Source organism: Sinobaca sp. TMA16-18, from assembly GCF_059510535.1.
In genome coordinates this window covers 162,816-178,590 of sequence record NZ_JCAKFM010000007.1, presented here as the reverse complement: position 1 = coordinate 178,590, position 15,775 = coordinate 162,816, and the positions used below count along the sequence as shown (strand labels likewise).

The window sequence follows — 15,775 nt, the reverse complement described above, 5'->3', positions numbered from 1 at the left end:
TCGCCCTCTACCTCGCCAAACGGGCGGCTTAGAGGACGATTTTCTTCGGGGAAATCGAAAAAAAACGTGGATCGAACGATCCACGAAAAAAAACAACCTTGTTTCTTTCATTTCTCAACAACCTGTAAAAACACCTTTCATTTAGAAAGGTGTTTTTTGTATGGAGTTAAAAAGATCTATCTTCTGTTGTGAAAGGAGAATGGGAGGCGCTGCTCTGCATAATACGTAGAAGCTGATCAGCCATGTACGCAGGGGAATGTTTAAAATCGTCATGAATCCATTCGATAATCATTCCTAAAAAGGCATAGGCCTGGTAGCTGGCCAGCAGCTCAACGTTAATGTGCGGATCGGATTTTTTATGGATGAATTCCTGGAGGGAAAAGTCTCGGAGAACGACACTGATTTTATCTTGAAAGCAGGACAGCACCTGCGATTTCACCACAACAGTATAGAAGTTCCGGTACTCAAAAACATGTTCAAATATTTTAGTAACGGAGTTTTTTAACTGTTCCGCGTCAAACGTCCTGTATTGAAGAAATGGTTCCTGAAAAGACGCTGCCAGGCTATCAATTACTTCTTCAATCATTTCCTCCAACACATCTTCTTTGAATTGATAATGCTTGTAGAACGTTCCGCGGTTTAAATCGGCGTGATCCATCATTTCCGTGATCGAGATTTTCTTGAAATCTTTTTCATTCATTAAATCGATCAGTGATTTTTTTAAGGCATCTTTTGACCGTTTGGTCCGTCTGTCCATCGGAGGCAGGTGTTCATCCATACGCTCGCTCCTTTTTTCATCAACAAATAGAGGGTTAACTGTTCAATAGCCAACAAAAGCCGTTTATTTGATGATTGTATGTGGTTTGTACCCCTGATTATACTATATGTAATACACATTTGTTGATGAAGAAACCAACAGAAGAAAAGGAGGTTTGTATGGCTGAAGAAAAAAGCAATGCCCAACTGATTTACGTCTATGCTTTTGTGCCGACTAAAGAATACACAAGCAGCCCCATGGAAGAAAAAGAAGCCATCGAACCATCGGAAATCATAGAATATCAGAGCCTCGGAGAATTAACGGCAGTAGTCTGCAGGGTTCCGGAAGAAGATTACAAAGAAGAGAGGCTTCAGAAGAAGGTCGAAGATATGCAGTGGCTGCAGGTAAAAGCCTTTCACCATCATGAGCTGATGAATATACTCCATGAAAAATATACCGTCGTTCCATTAAAGTTCGGGACCATATTTGAATCGCGGGAAAGCCTGGAACAAATGATGGATGAGAAAAAAGAATCCATTGCAGACCAGTTTGCTTTTTTAGCCGATAAAGAAGAATGGAATATTAAGGTATACGCTGACAAGGATACGTTTATGAATAATGTGGTAGAAAACAGCGAAGAAATGGAACAAAAAAAGGCCGATATTGAAGCAATGCCGGCAGGGAAGAAATTTTTCGAAAAGAAGAAACTGGCTAATTTTGCAGAAGAAAAAGCCGTGGAAAAAATAAGGTCGTACTGTCAGGACCTGCACGATCATCTTAAAACGCTGAGTGAAGCAAGTGATGTCAAAAAGAACTGGGAACGGAAAGTGACAGGACGCGGGGAAGATATGAGCCTAAACGGCGTATATCTCGTAAATGCCCCCAAAAAGGAGCTGCTGCTCTCTTATATAGAAGCCGAACGGAACACGGCAGAACAGAACGACTCCGGCTTTTATTATGAAGTGACCGGTCCGTGGCCTTCCTATCATTTCTCCAATTTTACAACAGCGAAGGGTGTGAAAGGCTGATGAGAGAAGATAGTCTTGACCTGAAAAATAAAGATATTACCCTTTTGGATATATTAGATACCGTGCTTGAAACCGGGGTGGTGATCCGTGGGGATTTAACGATTTCGATCGCCGATATTGAGCTCGTTTATCTGGATTTAAGTGTGCTGTTAGCCTCTGTTCAGAAGCTTGAAGATAATAAAAAGAAAGCCTATTTAGAAAGCAGCCAGACGATTCCCGAAATAAATCAGGAGGCTTATGCATGAGTGATATTCCGAATATAAATGGTCTGCAGACGAGCAATCCGACTGGAAAAATTTCACTCGATCCCGACAAAGTAGATGAAGGATTGTCGCAGATCGTGATGACGGTCATTGAACTGCTGCGCCAGCTTGTCGAACGACAGGCGATGAGGCGGGTAGAAGGAGGAGATCTGTCAGATGAGCAGATCGAACAGCTTGGAACAGCCTTGATGCAGCTGGAAGAAAAAATGGAAGAGATGAAGGTTATCTTTGGTTTAACGGATGAAGATTTGAACATTGACCTTGGCCCGCTTGGCAATCTCATCTAAAGAAAAAAGGAGGGCTATATATGGCCGACGAATACCCGGTAAGTGACCGTAACGCCCAGGTGACCAATAACCGGTCCGGCGGAAGCAGTCTGGTAGATATCCTTGAAACGGTGCTGGATAAAGGGGTGGTTATTGCTGGAGATATCAAAATTAATATTGCCGAAGTGGAACTGCTTACGATCAAAATCAGGCTGCTCGTTGCTTCGATAGACAAGGCGGAAGAAATGGGGATTGACTGGTGGAGGCACGATCCTCATTATTCATCTCAGGCAATGGAAGTCGTACAGGAAAATAAGGCGCTGCAGGAGAAAGTTCGTCTGCTTGAAGAAGTGCAGTCCGATTCTGATGAAGAACGAGAACAGAAAAAGCAGCCGTAAAAACTTCATGATCTACAAAAAGCCCTGCTCTTACATAAGAGCAGGGTCATTTTTATATCTTTTTCCGAAACGTTAGCTTTTTGATTTTTCGTCTTCCACAATTGCCTGAATGCTTTCCAGCGCTTCCTGCATTTTGTTAACATCCTCCTGGGGGATTTTTGAAAAATACTTTTCATGCAGCTGCCGTTCGGCTTCTTTAAACTGCGTTTTCCAATATTCACCGCGCTCCAGCAGGCGTAGTATTACTTCTCTGCGGTTGGACGGGTTCACGGTCCGCTCCAGAAATTTCTCTTTCTCGAGGTGGGAAACGGCCTGGCTGGCGGTGCTTTTTGAAATGTAAAAGTGACGTGCTACATCATTAATGCTGCTTTCCTTATGATGAAACACAAACCAGAGAATGCTGATCTGTCGTTGATTTAAAGGAAGGTCCGGCATGGGGAAGTCGCTGATGATCGTGTTATGAATGCGTTCGGTTATTTCAATAACCCGGTATATATCTGCTGGCTCTGAATTCAATAGATGATCTCCTTTAAGTAAAAAATAGATACATGAATCCTATCACGAAAAGGCAGAGCAGAGAAATGTTTCTTATGAAAACGGTTAATTGCTAAACAGTTAAAAAAATAAACTGTTTATCTATTTAATTATTAAGCAAATTACGTTAGAATGAAACCTGCATCGAAAAAGAAAGGAGAACGTCCATGGAAGAGCACGGAAAAGTATTTACTGAAATGATGGAAAGCTACCGTAAAATACATAAATCCCTGCTGCAGCTTTTTCCGTTTCCGGACATCAGTTTAACAAAACGCCAGCAGGTGATGTTGTTATATATTCTGAAGCAGGAGCACGTTACGATGACCGGTCTGGCAGAATACTGTGATATATCCAGAAGTGCAGTGAGTCAGACGATTAAAAAGTTGGAAGGATCATCTATTATTAAGCGCGTCGTTAATAAAGAAAACCGCAGAGAAGTGCACATTGAATTTGGAACGAAAGGGCTGGAGATGAAAAAACAGTTCCTTCAAATGGAACAGAATCTCATCGAACAGTACCTTATTAAAATAGATATTAACGATTTAAAATTAGTTCAGAACGTGATGCGTTCTTTTGAAACCGCCCTTTCAGAAAAACCACACCAGCTATTACAAACATCAGAGGAGAGAAGCAGTAAATGAAAATATGGGACCTGTCGATAAAACGGCCAAAGTTTACGATTGTTATTATGCTTGTACTTTTAATATTAGGAGCCGTATCGCTGACGCGTTTACCTGTCCAGCTGTTCCCGGATGTTGAAGCGCCGGTAGCTGCAGTCAGCACCAGCTATCCCGGTGCCGGACCGGAGGAAGTGTTAAATGATGTAACCGAAGATCTGGAAGACGAATTGTCTACCATTTCCGGACTCAATCAGCTGACCTCCCAGTCGCTGGAAGGTTCTTCCATTGTCATTATGGAGTTCACAGCAGACACGGATATTGATGATGTAGAAACAGAGATTGTTTCTACGATATCGCAGATAGAGCTTCCAGATGACGCAGGAACACCAGCTTTTCTGCAATTTGATCCTTCGATGTTTCCGAGTATTCAGCTGGCTGTTTCCGGCGGCGGAGATGAAGTAACGGAATTTCAGGAAGAGACGGCTTCTCTCGAAAGAGAGTTGTCCCGAATCGGCGGTGTCGCCAGTATTTCTGAGTCAGGCTCCTTAACAGAGCAGTACGAAGTTATACTAGATCAGGAGGAAATTGAAGACGCCGGTATTTCTCAATCGGATATCGTACAGGTTATCCAGGGGCAGGAAGCTGCTGTACCGGGTGGTGTAATCGTCGATGAAGAGGCAGAAGAATCTATTTCCACCCGGATTCTCAGCGAGCTTGGCTCCGCAGAGGAATTAGAAGAGCTTACCGTTTCCCAGGATCCTGAATCCGGTGATGATATTGCGTTATCAGACGTAGCGGAAGTATCGCTGCAAAGCGAAAATGCAGATGTTATCACGAGAGTAAATCAGGAAAGCTCCATTCAGCTGGACGTTATGCAGGAATCAGATGCAGATACGACCCAGGTATCAAGTGAATTTAATGATGAATTGAGCAGCCTGCTTGAGGAAGATGAGTATTCGAACCTGGATGCTATTACACTGTATGATGAAGGAGAATATGTACAAGACTCCATTAACAGTGTTATTACTGCTCTTATCAGTGGTGGTATCCTGGCAATGGTCGTGTTATTCGCCTTTTTACGTAATTTAAAAACACCGTTAATAATCGGTATTGCTATACCATTCTCCATTATTACGACATTTGCTTTGTTCTTCTTTACAAATATCAGCTTGAACATGATGACCCTTGGGGGGCTCGCACTCGGAATCGGGATGCTTGTTGATAACTCCATCGTCGTTGTAGAAAATATTTACCGTCATTTATCCATGAAGAAAACCCCGAAGCAGGCAGCGGCCGACGGTACACGTGAAGTAGCTGGAGCAATTACGGCTTCTACATTAACGACCGTTTCCATTTTCCTTCCTGTTGTCTTTATTACAGGGATTGTTGGAGATCTATTTGCCCCATTATCTATAGCGGTGGCATTCAGTCTGTTTGCTTCCCTGTTCGTAGCAGTGACCATCGTTCCAATGATCGCGAGCAGAATTTTAACTGCTCCAAAAGAAGAAGTGGAAAAAAAGCGCAAGAATTCGTCGATGCTCAAAAGAGTCGAGCGTATTTCCCGCTGGACACTTCGCAGAAGAGCTGTTGTTATCGTCATTACGCTCGTGACCTTAGCAATTGGTGCCCTCGGATTGTCCACAACCGGCGTTGAATTTCTGCCTGATTCCGATGAAGGTATTGCTTTAGTGGATGTAGAACACGAAGAAGGCACCACCCTTGCAAGAACGGAAGAAACCATCGCCCAGATCGAAGATGAGCTCGATGGCGATGACGATATTGAAAGCTATCTAAGCACCATTGGATCTACTTCCCAGCAGGGGGGATTAACCTCTGAAAGCCATACCGCTGAGATTATTGTCAATCTTGTGGGCGCAGGAGAACGCGATACGACCACGGCCGAATTTACCGAAGAGCTTGCCGATGAAATAGAAGGCATCGATGAGGCGGCCGATATCGAAGTACAGGATTTCGCCCAGGCCGGATTAGGCGGAGAGCCTAACACGTATTCCTTCAGCATTCAGGATCCCGACTCGGACCGTCTGGCTGAGACGAGTGACGAAATCGTAGAAGCCCTCGAAGACGAGAGTATTATCCGCAGTGTCACAAGCACCGAAGAAGAAACGGCACCTGAGCTTCAGGTCGTTATCGACCGCGAAGCAGCCGAAGACGAAGGACTTGCTCCGGCACAGATTGCAGAGGCGGTTAATACGGCAACCGGTGGAGAAATTGCCGGCAGCATTACGACTGACAGCAATGACACGTACAATGTAAATGTACGCTACGCAGATGAAGTGCTGGAGAGCACCGAAAACTTCGAAGACATTACGATCCCGAACCAGGAGGGAGACTACATTGCGCTGTCTGACGTAGCAGATATAGAAGATGGCCAGGCTCCTTCTGTTATCAACCGGGCCGACGCGATCACAACGGCTGATTTTGACGTATTGTATACAGCATCCAGTGATTTAAGTGATGCCTCTACAGTCGTGGATGATGTTATTGATGATGCAGGACTGGCGGGCGACGCAGAGTTTGTTGTAGGCGGCGACCAGGAAATGATTGATGACCTGATGGGCGATGTGGCTTTAGCCTTTGCGCTTGGTCTGATTTTCATCTACCTGGTTATGGCAGCCCAGTTTGAGTCGTTTAAATATCCATTTATCATTATGTTTACCGTGCCGTTGTTTGTAATCGGGGTTATGCTTGCCCTCACGATCACGCAAAGCCCGATAAGCGCGATGGCGATGATAGGGGTCATTGTACTGGCAGGTATTGTCGTCAACAATGCCATTGTGCTGGTCGATTATATCAACCAGCAGAAGCAAAAAGGCCTGCCGACAGTCGAAGCCATTGTTACCGGCGTGCAGGACCGGACAAGACCGATCCTGATTACAGCGATCACGACGATCCTTGGTATTATTCCATTAGCACTTGGTATCGGAGAAGGAGCAGAAATTATTCAGCCGATGGGTATCGTTATAATCGGTGGTTTAATCAGCAGTACCTTCTTGACCCTGTTTGTTATACCGGTTATCTACAGCTTGTTTGACAAATCAACAAGAACGATGAACAAGAAGTTTATGACACCGGACGGACAAATTGTTTACAAGCGCGATATCGATACCGAAACTAATACGGTAGAGACTGTAGACAAGCGGGATAAATACCTGGCTGCTGAACATGCAGCCACGCAGGAAACGATTGAAACAACAGACACCAATGAATCAGACATTAAAACAACAAATGAAATAACGACAGAAAACAAAACCGGAGCGGAAAAAGACCAGTATTCCAAGGATGAAATTGTTGGGATTTTAGAAGAGCTGGTCCGAAAAACAAAATCCTCTTCCGATGATAGGAACAATAATGAGACGAACCGCGAATAAACAATAAATTGTTAAAGGAGCTGCCCTTTTGGGGCAGCTCCTTTTTTGTACTGCTTAAGGCACTGGATTCAGCATAAAGGCGGGAGGTATTGGCACAGAAAGAGAATTTACAAAAAAGAAGATAGATAATAATCAATATAGATGTTAGTCTATATTTGTCGGATTTTAATCAAAAAGGTACATAACAGTGAGTGGAGAAAAGAAGAAAAAGAGATGCACCTATCAAAAGGAGAACGGACAATGAGAAAAATAGTGATTATAGGCTCAGTGGCAGCCGGTACAAGCGTGGCAGCAAAAGCGAGAAGAAATGATGAAGAGGTTGACATTACTGTCTATGATAAAGACACAGATATTTCGTATTCGGTTTGCGGCATTCCCTATTTTATTGGCGGAGAAGTAGAAGAAATTGATGAACTGACCCCAAGAGATGCCAAATGGTTCAAAGACAGGTTTCATATTAATATCCACACCCAGCACGAAGTACTAAATATAAATAAAGAAAACAAAACGGTTTCCATTAAGAATTTAGTGACGGATGAAACGTTTGAGCAGCCATATGATGAGCTGGTTCTGGCAACGGGATCAAGCCCGATAGAACTGCCGCAGCTGTATTCCAGAGACTACAGAAATGCCTTTCAGGTCAAAAATATCAACGATGCTAAAGCTATTCACCAATACATTCATGCAAACGAGGTCAAAAAGATTACGATTATCGGCGGCGGCTTCATCGGTCTGGAAATGCTGGAACAATTGGCGGCATATGAGACGACGATTATTCAAAGAAGTACATTTATGAGTAACCTGGATCCGGATATGGGTTATATGGTGGAAGAATACCTTCAAAAGAAAACAACGGTCATTACTGGAGAAACGATACAGAGCGTGACAGAGGAAGGCTCGATCACACAGCTTACGTTGGAGAGCGGCCGGACAATAGACACGGACATGGTAATAGTAGCCGTTGGAGTAAAGCCTAACGTATCTCTAGGAGAAAAAATCGGGGTCAGATTGGGAGCAACGGGTGCTATTGAAGTAAATACGTATTTGGAAACCAATATCCCGCATATATACGCCATCGGCGATGTGGCGGAAAGTTTCAGTGTCGTTTCCGGACAGCCGCTGTACAGACCCCTTGGTTCGACTGCCAATAAGATGGGGAGAATTGCAGGCGACCGTTTAACCGGCGGGGACCTGGAGCATAGAGGCATCTTAGGAACCGGGATCGTACGTGTTTTCGATATGACAATTGCCCAGACCGGTATGACGGAAAAAGAAGCCGCCGGGTTAAACATGAATATAGACGTTTTTCATAACATCAAACCAAATCAGCCTGAATACATGAAAGGCAGAGAAATGGTCATCAAAGCGATCATTGATAAGGAGACGTCCAGACTTATCGGTGCACAGATTGTTGGATATGAGGGCGTCGATAAACGTATCGATGTGCTGGCAACGGCGATGACGTTTGGAGCAAAAGTAGAGGATCTCTTCCACCTCGATCTTGCCTACGCACCGACTTTCTCTACGACAAAAGATCCGGTTATTTATACAGGAATGATCGGTCACAATATTCAGCGGGGCAGAAACATCATCACCCCAAAACAATTAACCGAGAAAGCCGAACGTGAGGACATTCATGTGATTGACGTGCGGTCTCCCAAACAATATGAAAAGAACCATGTTAAGAACGCTGTAAATGTTCCTCTTAAAAACCTGCGGGAATATGCAGAGACAGCAGATAAACACCAAACGGTAGTCACCTACTGCAACAAAGGCACGACGGGCAATGCGGCCCAGAACGTGCTGATTAATCTCGGATTTGAGAACGTGTATAATTTATCCGGAGGCAATAAAAACTACCAAAGGTATGTGAATTCTATTGATAAAAACGAATAACAAAAGCAGTTATCAAACGTTGTCCCGGTATCTAAAAGTCATTGCCGATAGTAACCGCCTGGAAATACTGGACCTGCTGTCATGCGGTGAGCTTTGTGCTTGTGATCTGCTGGAACATTTTGAGTTTTCCCAGCCGACGTTAAGCCACCATATGAAAACACTTAAAGAAAATAATCTGATCGTTGTGAGAAAAGAAGGAAACAAAAACATGTATCGTTTGAATAAAGAAGTGATCGAAGACGTAACGGACAGATTGTCGCTGTTGAGTTCCGATACAGAAGCCTGCATTTGTGAAGACATGAAGAAAGGATTCTGTCCATGAAAACGATTATTTCATCCATGACTATTCAGAAGCACTAATGTAAAAGGAACTGCCCCAAAAAAGGGCAGCTCCTTCTTTTTTTATCATATAGAACGGTCATTATGGATCTGATTGTTTCTTTTTAGAGATCATCGCCTATAATTCGTGTGATTCACGGCAAAACTGAAAACAAGCTTGAAGATATACAGGGCAAGTAGACCTTTTAAAATTACTAAGGCATCCGGCACCAAAATTACGAAAGTAATCCCGCAGAGTGCAGCGGCCATACCTGCAGTACGCTGAATGCGTCTATTGAGGTTTAAGATAATCACTGCAGTGATTGCAGCTCCAATCCACACAGCCAGACCCAACAGAAAATTACCAAGAAGCCATCCGATTAGTAAAGGTTGAATATGAACAGCAATAAAAATGAAGCCTGCTCTTTTTTCCGCTTGATAATACTCATTAGTGGATCTTGTAACATTAGCGATTACTCCCCCGGAAAGATCTAATGCTAAGACTACCAATAGAATAATCTTTAATACTGACAAATGAAGCCATTCTTCATAGGTGGATGACAAAAGCAGAGCCGAAATTATAATACAGCTCAATAAGATTAGAACTACTTCAGGCTTAGTTGCTTCTTTTCCAAATAACTCATGCAAAAATTTTGGCACCCGCAGAGGTTTGTGAGAACTTGTATGTTCTTTCAATGGATTACATCTCCTCTTTCTCTCTTCCGCTGGATCTTGCTGCCTTTTTTGAAGCTGGACTTTATGTACAGAAAATCAAGCAGAACATGCCAGGCATATCACGGATGCCCGGCGGTTTTCGTTATTCTACTTTTCATGTGCTTCCCTGTATAGAATGAATCGTCGAAAAAGAGCTTCGACTGCTATCGTAAGCGGAATGAATGACACAATCTCTCCACCGTTTCCAGCGTGAAAAACGCTGGTGGCAGCATAAATGCTGAAAGGGGACATCTGGGCAAGCCGATTGTTTTTTAAATTCGTAATGGAAATAAACGTAATGCCCCGTGCTGTCAGCTGCTGTACCTGCGGAAGCAGGCTCGGCGTGTCACCGGAGAGGGAAATAATAATAACCACATCGTCCGGTCCCATCGCTTTGAGCATCACCTCAAACTCCACCGCATCATAAATAATAGTCACAAAGGTCTGCTGCAAAGCAAACAGACGCTGGGCTTCCCGTGCGCAGCCAAGCTGTGCCGTGCCGGTACCGTAGATAAAAATACGGTTGGCCGCGTAAAGCTTTTCACAGATCGGTTCGAAATTGAGGGAAGAAAGGTTTTTTAATGTCGCCTGGATGTCGTCTTCCAATACCTGCATGTGGTTCCCGGAATCTTTTTCAGTATTCTCTTCCCATTTTAGAAACACTTTAAATTCACTGTAGCCGCTGAAACCGAGTTTTTTAGTGAGCCGGTGAATAGAAGAGCGGGAAGCAAGGGAAGCTTCGGCCAGCTCATTAATGCCCATGTTCCGACAAGTGTTTTTATGATTCAGAATGTATTTAAGTACATGCATGTCGTTTTCATTCAGTTTGTCGTAATGAGTGTTGATCAATTCTTCTAAAGACATCGTGGTTCCTCCTGTTGTACGGGATGATTCCTGTATTCAGTATAGCATTCTTCTATATTTGCCGGGAAAATTTCCAGCTTCTGAAACAATGTCCGAAGTTGCTGTTCGTTTCCCTGCCTGCCCTGACTGTATTGATTGTAAGCACTTTCATTTGTAAGCTGACATTAGTCAAAGAGAACGATCACAAAAACTATGTAAAGGGCGGTAGGGGAATAATGATGAATTCTATTCGAAGATTTGGCAGTGCAATGATTGTGCCGGTGCTGTTGTTTCCTTTTTTCGGTATTATTGTCGGATTGGCGACACTATTTAAAAACGAGCAGATTATGGGTGGACTGGCGGACCCGGACAGTCTCTGGTATCAGATCTGGACCTTTATGGAAAATACAGGGTGGACTGTATTTGACCATATGGAGCTTATATTTGTAATCGGGCTTCCTATTTCGCTGGCTAAAAAAGCCGCAGGAAGAGCAACGCTTGCTGCGGTGGTGGCCTACTTAATGTATAACACCTTTATCAACTCCATTCTTGATGTGTGGGGTCCGGCGTTCGGTGTTGATTTAAGCGAAGGGGCAGATGGAACGGGATTAACGGAAATCGCAGGTATCCTGACGCTCGACACAAACATTATGGGTGCGATTGTGATTTCCGGTATTACGATCTGGCTTCATAACCGCTACTATGACAAAAAGCTCCCGGATGCACTTGGCATTTTTCAGGGCGGACCGTTTATTGTCATGATTTCCTTCTTTGTCATGATCCCGATGGCCTTTTTAACTGCCTGGGTGTGGCCGGCAGTGCAGGACGGTATTGGTTCTCTTCAGGGCTTTATGATTTCTTCCGGATACGTTGGGGTCTGGCTGTTTCACTTTTTGGAAAGGATATTAATTCCAACCGGCCTGCATCACTTTATTTATACGCCATTCCAGTTTGGTCCGGCCGTCGTGGACGGCGGTATTACAGCCAATTGGGTATCCAGACTCGGCGAATTAGCATCTTCTGATACACCGCTTCGTGAACAGTGGGAAGGAGGGGCTTTCCTTCTACAGGGCAATATTAAAATGTTCGGTTCAATTGGAATTGCGCTTGCTATTTACAGCACAGCGCGTGCCGAAAAGAAAAAGCAGGTTGGAGCCCTTCTTCTGGCAGCCACATTGACGGCAGTTGTCGCAGGAATTACCGAGCCGCTGGAATTCACTTTCCTGTTTATTGCACCGCTGTTGTTTCTGCTTCATGCGCTTCTCGGCGCCACCATGGTTACCCTGCAGAGTGCATTCGGTCTCGTCGGCAATCAGGGCGGCGGACTGATTGAGATTGCGACAACCAACTGGATTCCGCTCATGGGCAATCACTGGGGTGTCTATATCGCGCAGATTATTATCGGTGTGGTATTTACCATTATTTACTTCTTCCTGTTCCGCTGGCTGATCGTGAAATTTGACTACGCCCTGCCGGGACGGGAAAAAGACGAAAGTCAGGAAACCAAGCTTTATACGAAATCGGATTACCGGGCAGGAAAAGAAGGTGCTGAATCTGAACCCGCTGCAGCGTACGCAAGCGACTATGACCGGAGAGCTGCCGCATTTCTTGAAGGACTGGGCGGTGTGGACAATATCACGGATGTTACCAACTGCGCGACGAGACTCCGCGTTACAGTAAAAGATCCGGACCAGGTTAAGGAGGCAGACTACTTTAAAAACAATGGGGAAGCACACGGACTTGTGCAGAACGGCCAAAGCATTCAGGTTATTGTCGGGCTGTCCGTTCCTCAGGTAAGAGATTCTATTGAAGCGTTTATTGATGAAAATTAAGAAAACGAAAGGATGTCAATGATGAAAAAACACTCAATTACTATTGCAGGCGGAGGCAGTACATTTACACCGGGAATCATATTGATGCTGATGGATAACCTGGAAAAGCTTCCAATAGACCAGATTAAGTTTTTTGACAACGACAAAGAGCGGCAGCAGACGATTGCCGGCGCCTGCCGAATCATTTTAAAGGAAAAAGCACCGGACATTCGTTTTACTGAAACGACAGATCCCGAAGAAGCATTCTCTGATATTGATTTCGTTATGGCCCATATTCGAAGCGGAAAGTACGCCATGCGGGAACAAGACGAAAAGATCCCTCTGAAGCACGGGGTGGTCGGCCAGGAAACGTGCGGGCCGGGTGGCATGGCTTACGGGATGCGCTCCATAGGAGACGTACTGCAGCTTGTTGATTACATGGAGACGTATTCCCCGGAAGCCTGGTTTTTGAATTATTCCAATCCGGCTGCAATTGTGGCGGAGGCCACGCGGAAAATGCGTCCAGATGCAAAAATTCTTAATATCTGCGACATGCCGATTGGGATTGAAGAGCTGATGGCGTCCGCAATTGGACTGGAAAGCCGTAAGGAGATGGAAGTGGACTATTACGGCCTGAATCACTTTGGCTGGTGGACCGGAATCCGTGACAAAGAAGGAAACGACCTGCTGCCCCGTATCCGGGAACATGTGGCCAGGTTCGGCTATGTGACAGAGGACCAGTCCCTGCAGCACGCAGATGAAAGCTGGAACAATACGTTTGCTAAAGCGAAGGATGTTCAGGCGCTGGATCCTTCCACTGTCCCAAACACCTATTTAAAATATTATCTTTACCCGGATTACGAAGTTGCTCATTCCAACCCGGAAAAAACGCGGGCCAACGAAGTGATGGAAGGAAGAGAAACGTTTGTTTTCGGAGAGTGCCGCAAAATTATTGAAAAGGGCACCGCCGCTGATTCCGCTCTTCATATTGACGAGCACGCTTCCTACATCGTTGATCTTGCCCGTGCCATTGCCTACAACACAAAAGAGCGAATGCTGCTTATTGTAGAAAACAACGGAGCGATAAGCAACTTTGAGCCAACAGCGATGGTTGAAGTGCCGTGTATTGTCGGTAGCAACGGACCGGAACCGCTCGTCCAGGGAGAAATTCCACGATTCCAGAAAGGGCTGATGGAGCAGCAGGTCGCAGTCGAAAAGCTGGTGGTGGAAGCGTGGCATGAAAAGTCTTTCCAAAAGCTGTGGCAGGCCCTGACGCTCTCCCGCATTGTTCCGAGCGCACAGGTTGCAAAGGACATTCTGGAAGATCTGCAGGAAGCAAACAAAGGCTTCTGGCCGGAGCTTCGTTAATTAATATGTAAATGCCGGATGTTCCTTATGGAATATCCGGCATTTTTACTGTATAGGGGCTATCGGCTGATATTTTAATTACTTCTCCAAGATGTTAATTGAATTCTACATTTTCAACCTGTTTTCTAAACGTTCCCGGCTTTCCGTGGAAGAAGAAAAATTATTCACCCTGGCCCTGCCAGAAGTAAAGCGTTTCTACAAAATCTAAAATGGAAATATTTTGTTAAAGTTTCTCTTTCGTCATGCGAATAATCAGGACATCGCATGCAGCACCTCTTACAATTTGTTCAGAAACACTTCCTGTAATAAATCGCTCTACTGCGCCCAGGCCGGTAGCACCTGCCACAATAAGATCTACTTCATATTTCCCAGCCACTTCCTGCGGTATTTTGACTTTAGGTGAGCCGTGTTCCAGTACCGTTATTACTTTTTTGACTCCTGCTTCGTCTGCCTGTTTTTCACAATCGGTAAGCAGTTCTTTTGCATAGTCTTCCAGACCGGAAATAAAGGCGGAGTTGTAATGCTCTATTCTATTAAAAGAACTTGTGTCCACCACGTGACAAATAATAAGTTCTGCTTCTTCTTTTTTCGCTATCGCAACCGCTTTATTAAAAGCATGTTTGGATTCGTCTGATCCATCCACAGCTGATAGAATTTTTTGATAATTTTCCATTAATAACTTCTCCTTCAGGTTGCTTTGTTTTGAATAGATCAACAGGAGGGTTTTGAAAATAAATAGGGTATAAATATAACTATAGGGAAATAAACTATTTAGTGATGGATAACGGCTTTTTTCAGCCTGCTTTCGTATTTACGCATCGTAAATTGCTGATCTTTTTCTACAAGTGCCACTTTGTGCTGCAGGTGGGTAAACATTTGAAAAAATAAGCTCGTATTAAACGCGACTGAGAGACTTTGTTTACATACTTCCTTATTGCTTGGGGAAGAAGCGATAGAAAAGAAAAGAATCATTTTAGGATCTGCTTCAATTGCGGGTGCATCCAGAGCTATCAGCATTGCTGCATTCATTTCAACCACTAAGGGATCATGATTCTGTAAGGAATAATAGAGCCATTCGTGAGGATAAAGATAGAATCCATAGAATGGAGTAATGCTGGCTATTTTTTCATTATGGGAAGCGTGGAAAAGAAGGTCCTGTAAACCTTTAGGAGGTCGTTTGAGGGAGAAAAGCATTTCTTCATATACGGCACATCGCATAGAATATTTCATCATAAAACCCTTTCTGAAATGTAATAGTTTGTCTAAAAAGAAACTGCAGAGATACTAAATGTAATATTCTAACTATTTAAGAGGGTTTTAGTTATTTTTTAATTACTGTTTGAATCATTTGAAAATATATCCAAAGCGGCAGTCATGGCAGCGTTGAACGTATTCATATAATCAATATTTTTTTGAATTAAATAACCATTTTGTGGGTGAAAGCGATATATAAGGGAAGGAGGGTCGTTATTTCTTCCCTGTATCAGCCTACGCATAGAATATCTTCTGCAGAATGTGTAAATGCATGCAGCTTGGAGGTCAATTCGTTTAGAACAGCATGTTTGAATTA

General features: G+C 44.0%; 16 protein-coding genes. 10 read left to right on the top strand and 6 right to left on the bottom strand.

The features are described from left to right. Positions 1 to 166: 166 nt before the first annotated feature. Entirely contained in the window at positions 167 to 778 is a 612-nt protein-coding gene (locus tag AC5W14_RS13605; protein ID WP_496058424.1) for a TetR/AcrR family transcriptional regulator, read from the bottom strand. Between the two features lie 158 nt (positions 779 to 936). On the opposite strand from AC5W14_RS13605, the gene AC5W14_RS13600 reads away from it, so the two are divergent. From AC5W14_RS13600 to AC5W14_RS13585, 4 genes are read left to right on the top strand one after another with little or no spacing between them, the layout of a single operon-like run. Continuing rightward, positions 937 to 1,785, top strand: coding sequence for a GvpL/GvpF family gas vesicle protein (locus AC5W14_RS13600; RefSeq protein ID WP_496194747.1), 849 nt, complete (start codon positions 937 to 939; stop codon positions 1,783 to 1,785). Next, the gene (locus AC5W14_RS13595; RefSeq protein ID WP_496058423.1) at positions 1,785 to 2,030 is read left to right on the top strand and encodes a gas vesicle protein; all 246 of its coding nucleotides are present in this window, start codon (positions 1,785 to 1,787) and stop codon (positions 2,028 to 2,030) included. The genes AC5W14_RS13600 and AC5W14_RS13595 overlap by 1 nt, the downstream gene beginning before the upstream one ends. After that, positions 2,027 to 2,335, top strand: a complete 309-nt coding sequence (locus tag AC5W14_RS13590) for a gas vesicle protein K (protein ID WP_496058422.1) — start codon at positions 2,027 to 2,029, stop codon at positions 2,333 to 2,335. The genes AC5W14_RS13595 and AC5W14_RS13590 overlap by 4 nt, the downstream gene beginning before the upstream one ends. Positions 2,336 to 2,355: 20 nt before the next feature. Further along, on the top strand, positions 2,356 to 2,712 hold the full coding sequence (locus AC5W14_RS13585) for a gas vesicle protein (protein ID WP_496058421.1): 357 nt from the start codon (positions 2,356 to 2,358) through the stop codon (positions 2,710 to 2,712). 72 nt (positions 2,713 to 2,784) lie between these two features. On the opposite strand, the gene AC5W14_RS13580 is transcribed toward AC5W14_RS13585, so the two are convergent. Beyond that, positions 2,785 to 3,228 (bottom strand): MarR family winged helix-turn-helix transcriptional regulator, encoded by a 444-nt coding sequence (locus AC5W14_RS13580; RefSeq protein ID WP_496194746.1) that lies wholly within the window; start codon positions 3,226 to 3,228, stop codon positions 2,785 to 2,787. 185 nt (positions 3,229 to 3,413) lie between these two features. On the opposite strand from AC5W14_RS13580, the gene AC5W14_RS13575 reads away from it, so the two are divergent. From AC5W14_RS13575 to AC5W14_RS13560, 4 genes are all read left to right on the top strand, one after another. Then, a complete protein-coding gene (locus tag AC5W14_RS13575; RefSeq protein ID WP_496058419.1) occupies positions 3,414 to 3,887 on the top strand; it encodes a MarR family winged helix-turn-helix transcriptional regulator in 474 nt (157 codons plus the stop codon). Continuing rightward, positions 3,884 to 7,255: an efflux RND transporter permease subunit gene (locus tag AC5W14_RS13570; protein ID WP_496194745.1), complete on the top strand. Its 3,372-nt coding sequence runs from the start codon at positions 3,884 to 3,886 to the stop codon at positions 7,253 to 7,255. The genes AC5W14_RS13575 and AC5W14_RS13570 overlap by 4 nt, the downstream gene beginning before the upstream one ends. Before the next feature lie 240 nt (positions 7,256 to 7,495). Then, on the top strand, positions 7,496 to 9,151 hold the full coding sequence (locus AC5W14_RS13565; protein WP_496194744.1) for an FAD-dependent oxidoreductase: 1,656 nt from the start codon (positions 7,496 to 7,498) through the stop codon (positions 9,149 to 9,151). A 19-nt stretch (positions 9,152 to 9,170) separates the two neighbouring features. Further along, positions 9,171 to 9,473: an ArsR/SmtB family transcription factor gene (locus AC5W14_RS13560; RefSeq protein ID WP_496194743.1), complete on the top strand. Its 303-nt coding sequence runs from the start codon at positions 9,171 to 9,173 to the stop codon at positions 9,471 to 9,473. A gap of 128 nt (positions 9,474 to 9,601) precedes the next feature. On the opposite strand, the gene AC5W14_RS13555 is transcribed toward AC5W14_RS13560, so the two are convergent. Together AC5W14_RS13555 and AC5W14_RS13550 are read right to left on the bottom strand one after the other, a co-directional pair. Further along, positions 9,602 to 10,165, bottom strand: coding sequence for a hypothetical protein (locus AC5W14_RS13555; protein WP_496194742.1), 564 nt, complete (start codon positions 10,163 to 10,165; stop codon positions 9,602 to 9,604). Positions 10,166 to 10,291: 126 nt separating this feature from the next. Further along, on the bottom strand, positions 10,292 to 11,047 hold the full coding sequence (locus tag AC5W14_RS13550; protein ID WP_496058415.1) for a MurR/RpiR family transcriptional regulator: 756 nt from the start codon (positions 11,045 to 11,047) through the stop codon (positions 10,292 to 10,294). Positions 11,048 to 11,265: 218 nt separating this feature from the next. Between AC5W14_RS13550 and AC5W14_RS13545 the strand changes: the two genes are divergently transcribed. Next, positions 11,266 to 12,858 carry an alpha-glucoside-specific PTS transporter subunit IIBC gene (locus AC5W14_RS13545; protein ID WP_496058414.1) on the top strand — a complete coding sequence of 531 codons (1,593 nt, stop codon included), beginning with the start codon at positions 11,266 to 11,268 and terminating at the stop codon, positions 12,856 to 12,858. 21 nt (positions 12,859 to 12,879) lie between these two features. Next, positions 12,880 to 14,205 (top strand): 6-phospho-alpha-glucosidase, encoded by a 1,326-nt coding sequence (locus tag AC5W14_RS13540; protein ID WP_496194752.1) that lies wholly within the window; start codon positions 12,880 to 12,882, stop codon positions 14,203 to 14,205. 223 nt (positions 14,206 to 14,428) lie between these two features. Here AC5W14_RS13540 and AC5W14_RS13535 read toward each other — a convergent pair whose 3' ends face one another. Both AC5W14_RS13535 and AC5W14_RS13530 read right to left on the bottom strand, forming a co-directional pair. Then, positions 14,429 to 14,878, bottom strand: coding sequence for a universal stress protein (locus AC5W14_RS13535; protein WP_496058412.1), 450 nt, complete (start codon positions 14,876 to 14,878; stop codon positions 14,429 to 14,431). A gap of 98 nt (positions 14,879 to 14,976) precedes the next feature. Further along, positions 14,977 to 15,222 (bottom strand): hypothetical protein, encoded by a 246-nt coding sequence (locus AC5W14_RS13530; RefSeq protein WP_496194741.1) that lies wholly within the window; start codon positions 15,220 to 15,222, stop codon positions 14,977 to 14,979. Between the last annotated feature and the right edge of the window lie 553 nt (positions 15,223 to 15,775).

Bases quoted from the DNA above. Each gene is read 5' to 3' on its own strand.
- AC5W14_RS13530 (WP_496194741.1), bottom strand. From the start codon at position 15,222: ATGCTGATAGCTCTGGATGCACCCGCAATTGAAGCAGATCCTAAAATG.
- AC5W14_RS13545 (WP_496058414.1), top strand. From the start codon at position 11,266: ATGAATTCTATTCGAAGATTTGGCAGTGCAATGATTGTGCCGGTGCTG.
- AC5W14_RS13535 (WP_496058412.1), bottom strand. From the start codon at position 14,878: ATGGAAAATTATCAAAAAATTCTATCAGCTGTGGATGGATCAGACGAA.
- AC5W14_RS13585 (WP_496058421.1), top strand. From the start codon at position 2,356: ATGGCCGACGAATACCCGGTAAGTGACCGTAACGCCCAGGTGACCAAT.
- AC5W14_RS13590 (WP_496058422.1), top strand. From the start codon at position 2,027: ATGAGTGATATTCCGAATATAAATGGTCTGCAGACGAGCAATCCGACT.
- AC5W14_RS13600 (WP_496194747.1), top strand. From the start codon at position 937: ATGGCTGAAGAAAAAAGCAATGCCCAACTGATTTACGTCTATGCTTTT.
- AC5W14_RS13540 (WP_496194752.1), top strand. From the start codon at position 12,880: ATGAAAAAACACTCAATTACTATTGCAGGCGGAGGCAGTACATTTACA.
- AC5W14_RS13565 (WP_496194744.1), top strand. From the start codon at position 7,496: ATGAGAAAAATAGTGATTATAGGCTCAGTGGCAGCCGGTACAAGCGTG.
- AC5W14_RS13605 (WP_496058424.1), bottom strand. From the start codon at position 778: ATGGATGAACACCTGCCTCCGATGGACAGACGGACCAAACGGTCAAAA.
- AC5W14_RS13550 (WP_496058415.1), bottom strand. From the start codon at position 11,047: ATGTCTTTAGAAGAATTGATCAACACTCATTACGACAAACTGAATGAA.
- AC5W14_RS13595 (WP_496058423.1), top strand. From the start codon at position 1,785: ATGAGAGAAGATAGTCTTGACCTGAAAAATAAAGATATTACCCTTTTG.
- AC5W14_RS13575 (WP_496058419.1), top strand. From the start codon at position 3,414: ATGGAAGAGCACGGAAAAGTATTTACTGAAATGATGGAAAGCTACCGT.
- AC5W14_RS13570 (WP_496194745.1), top strand. From the start codon at position 3,884: ATGAAAATATGGGACCTGTCGATAAAACGGCCAAAGTTTACGATTGTT.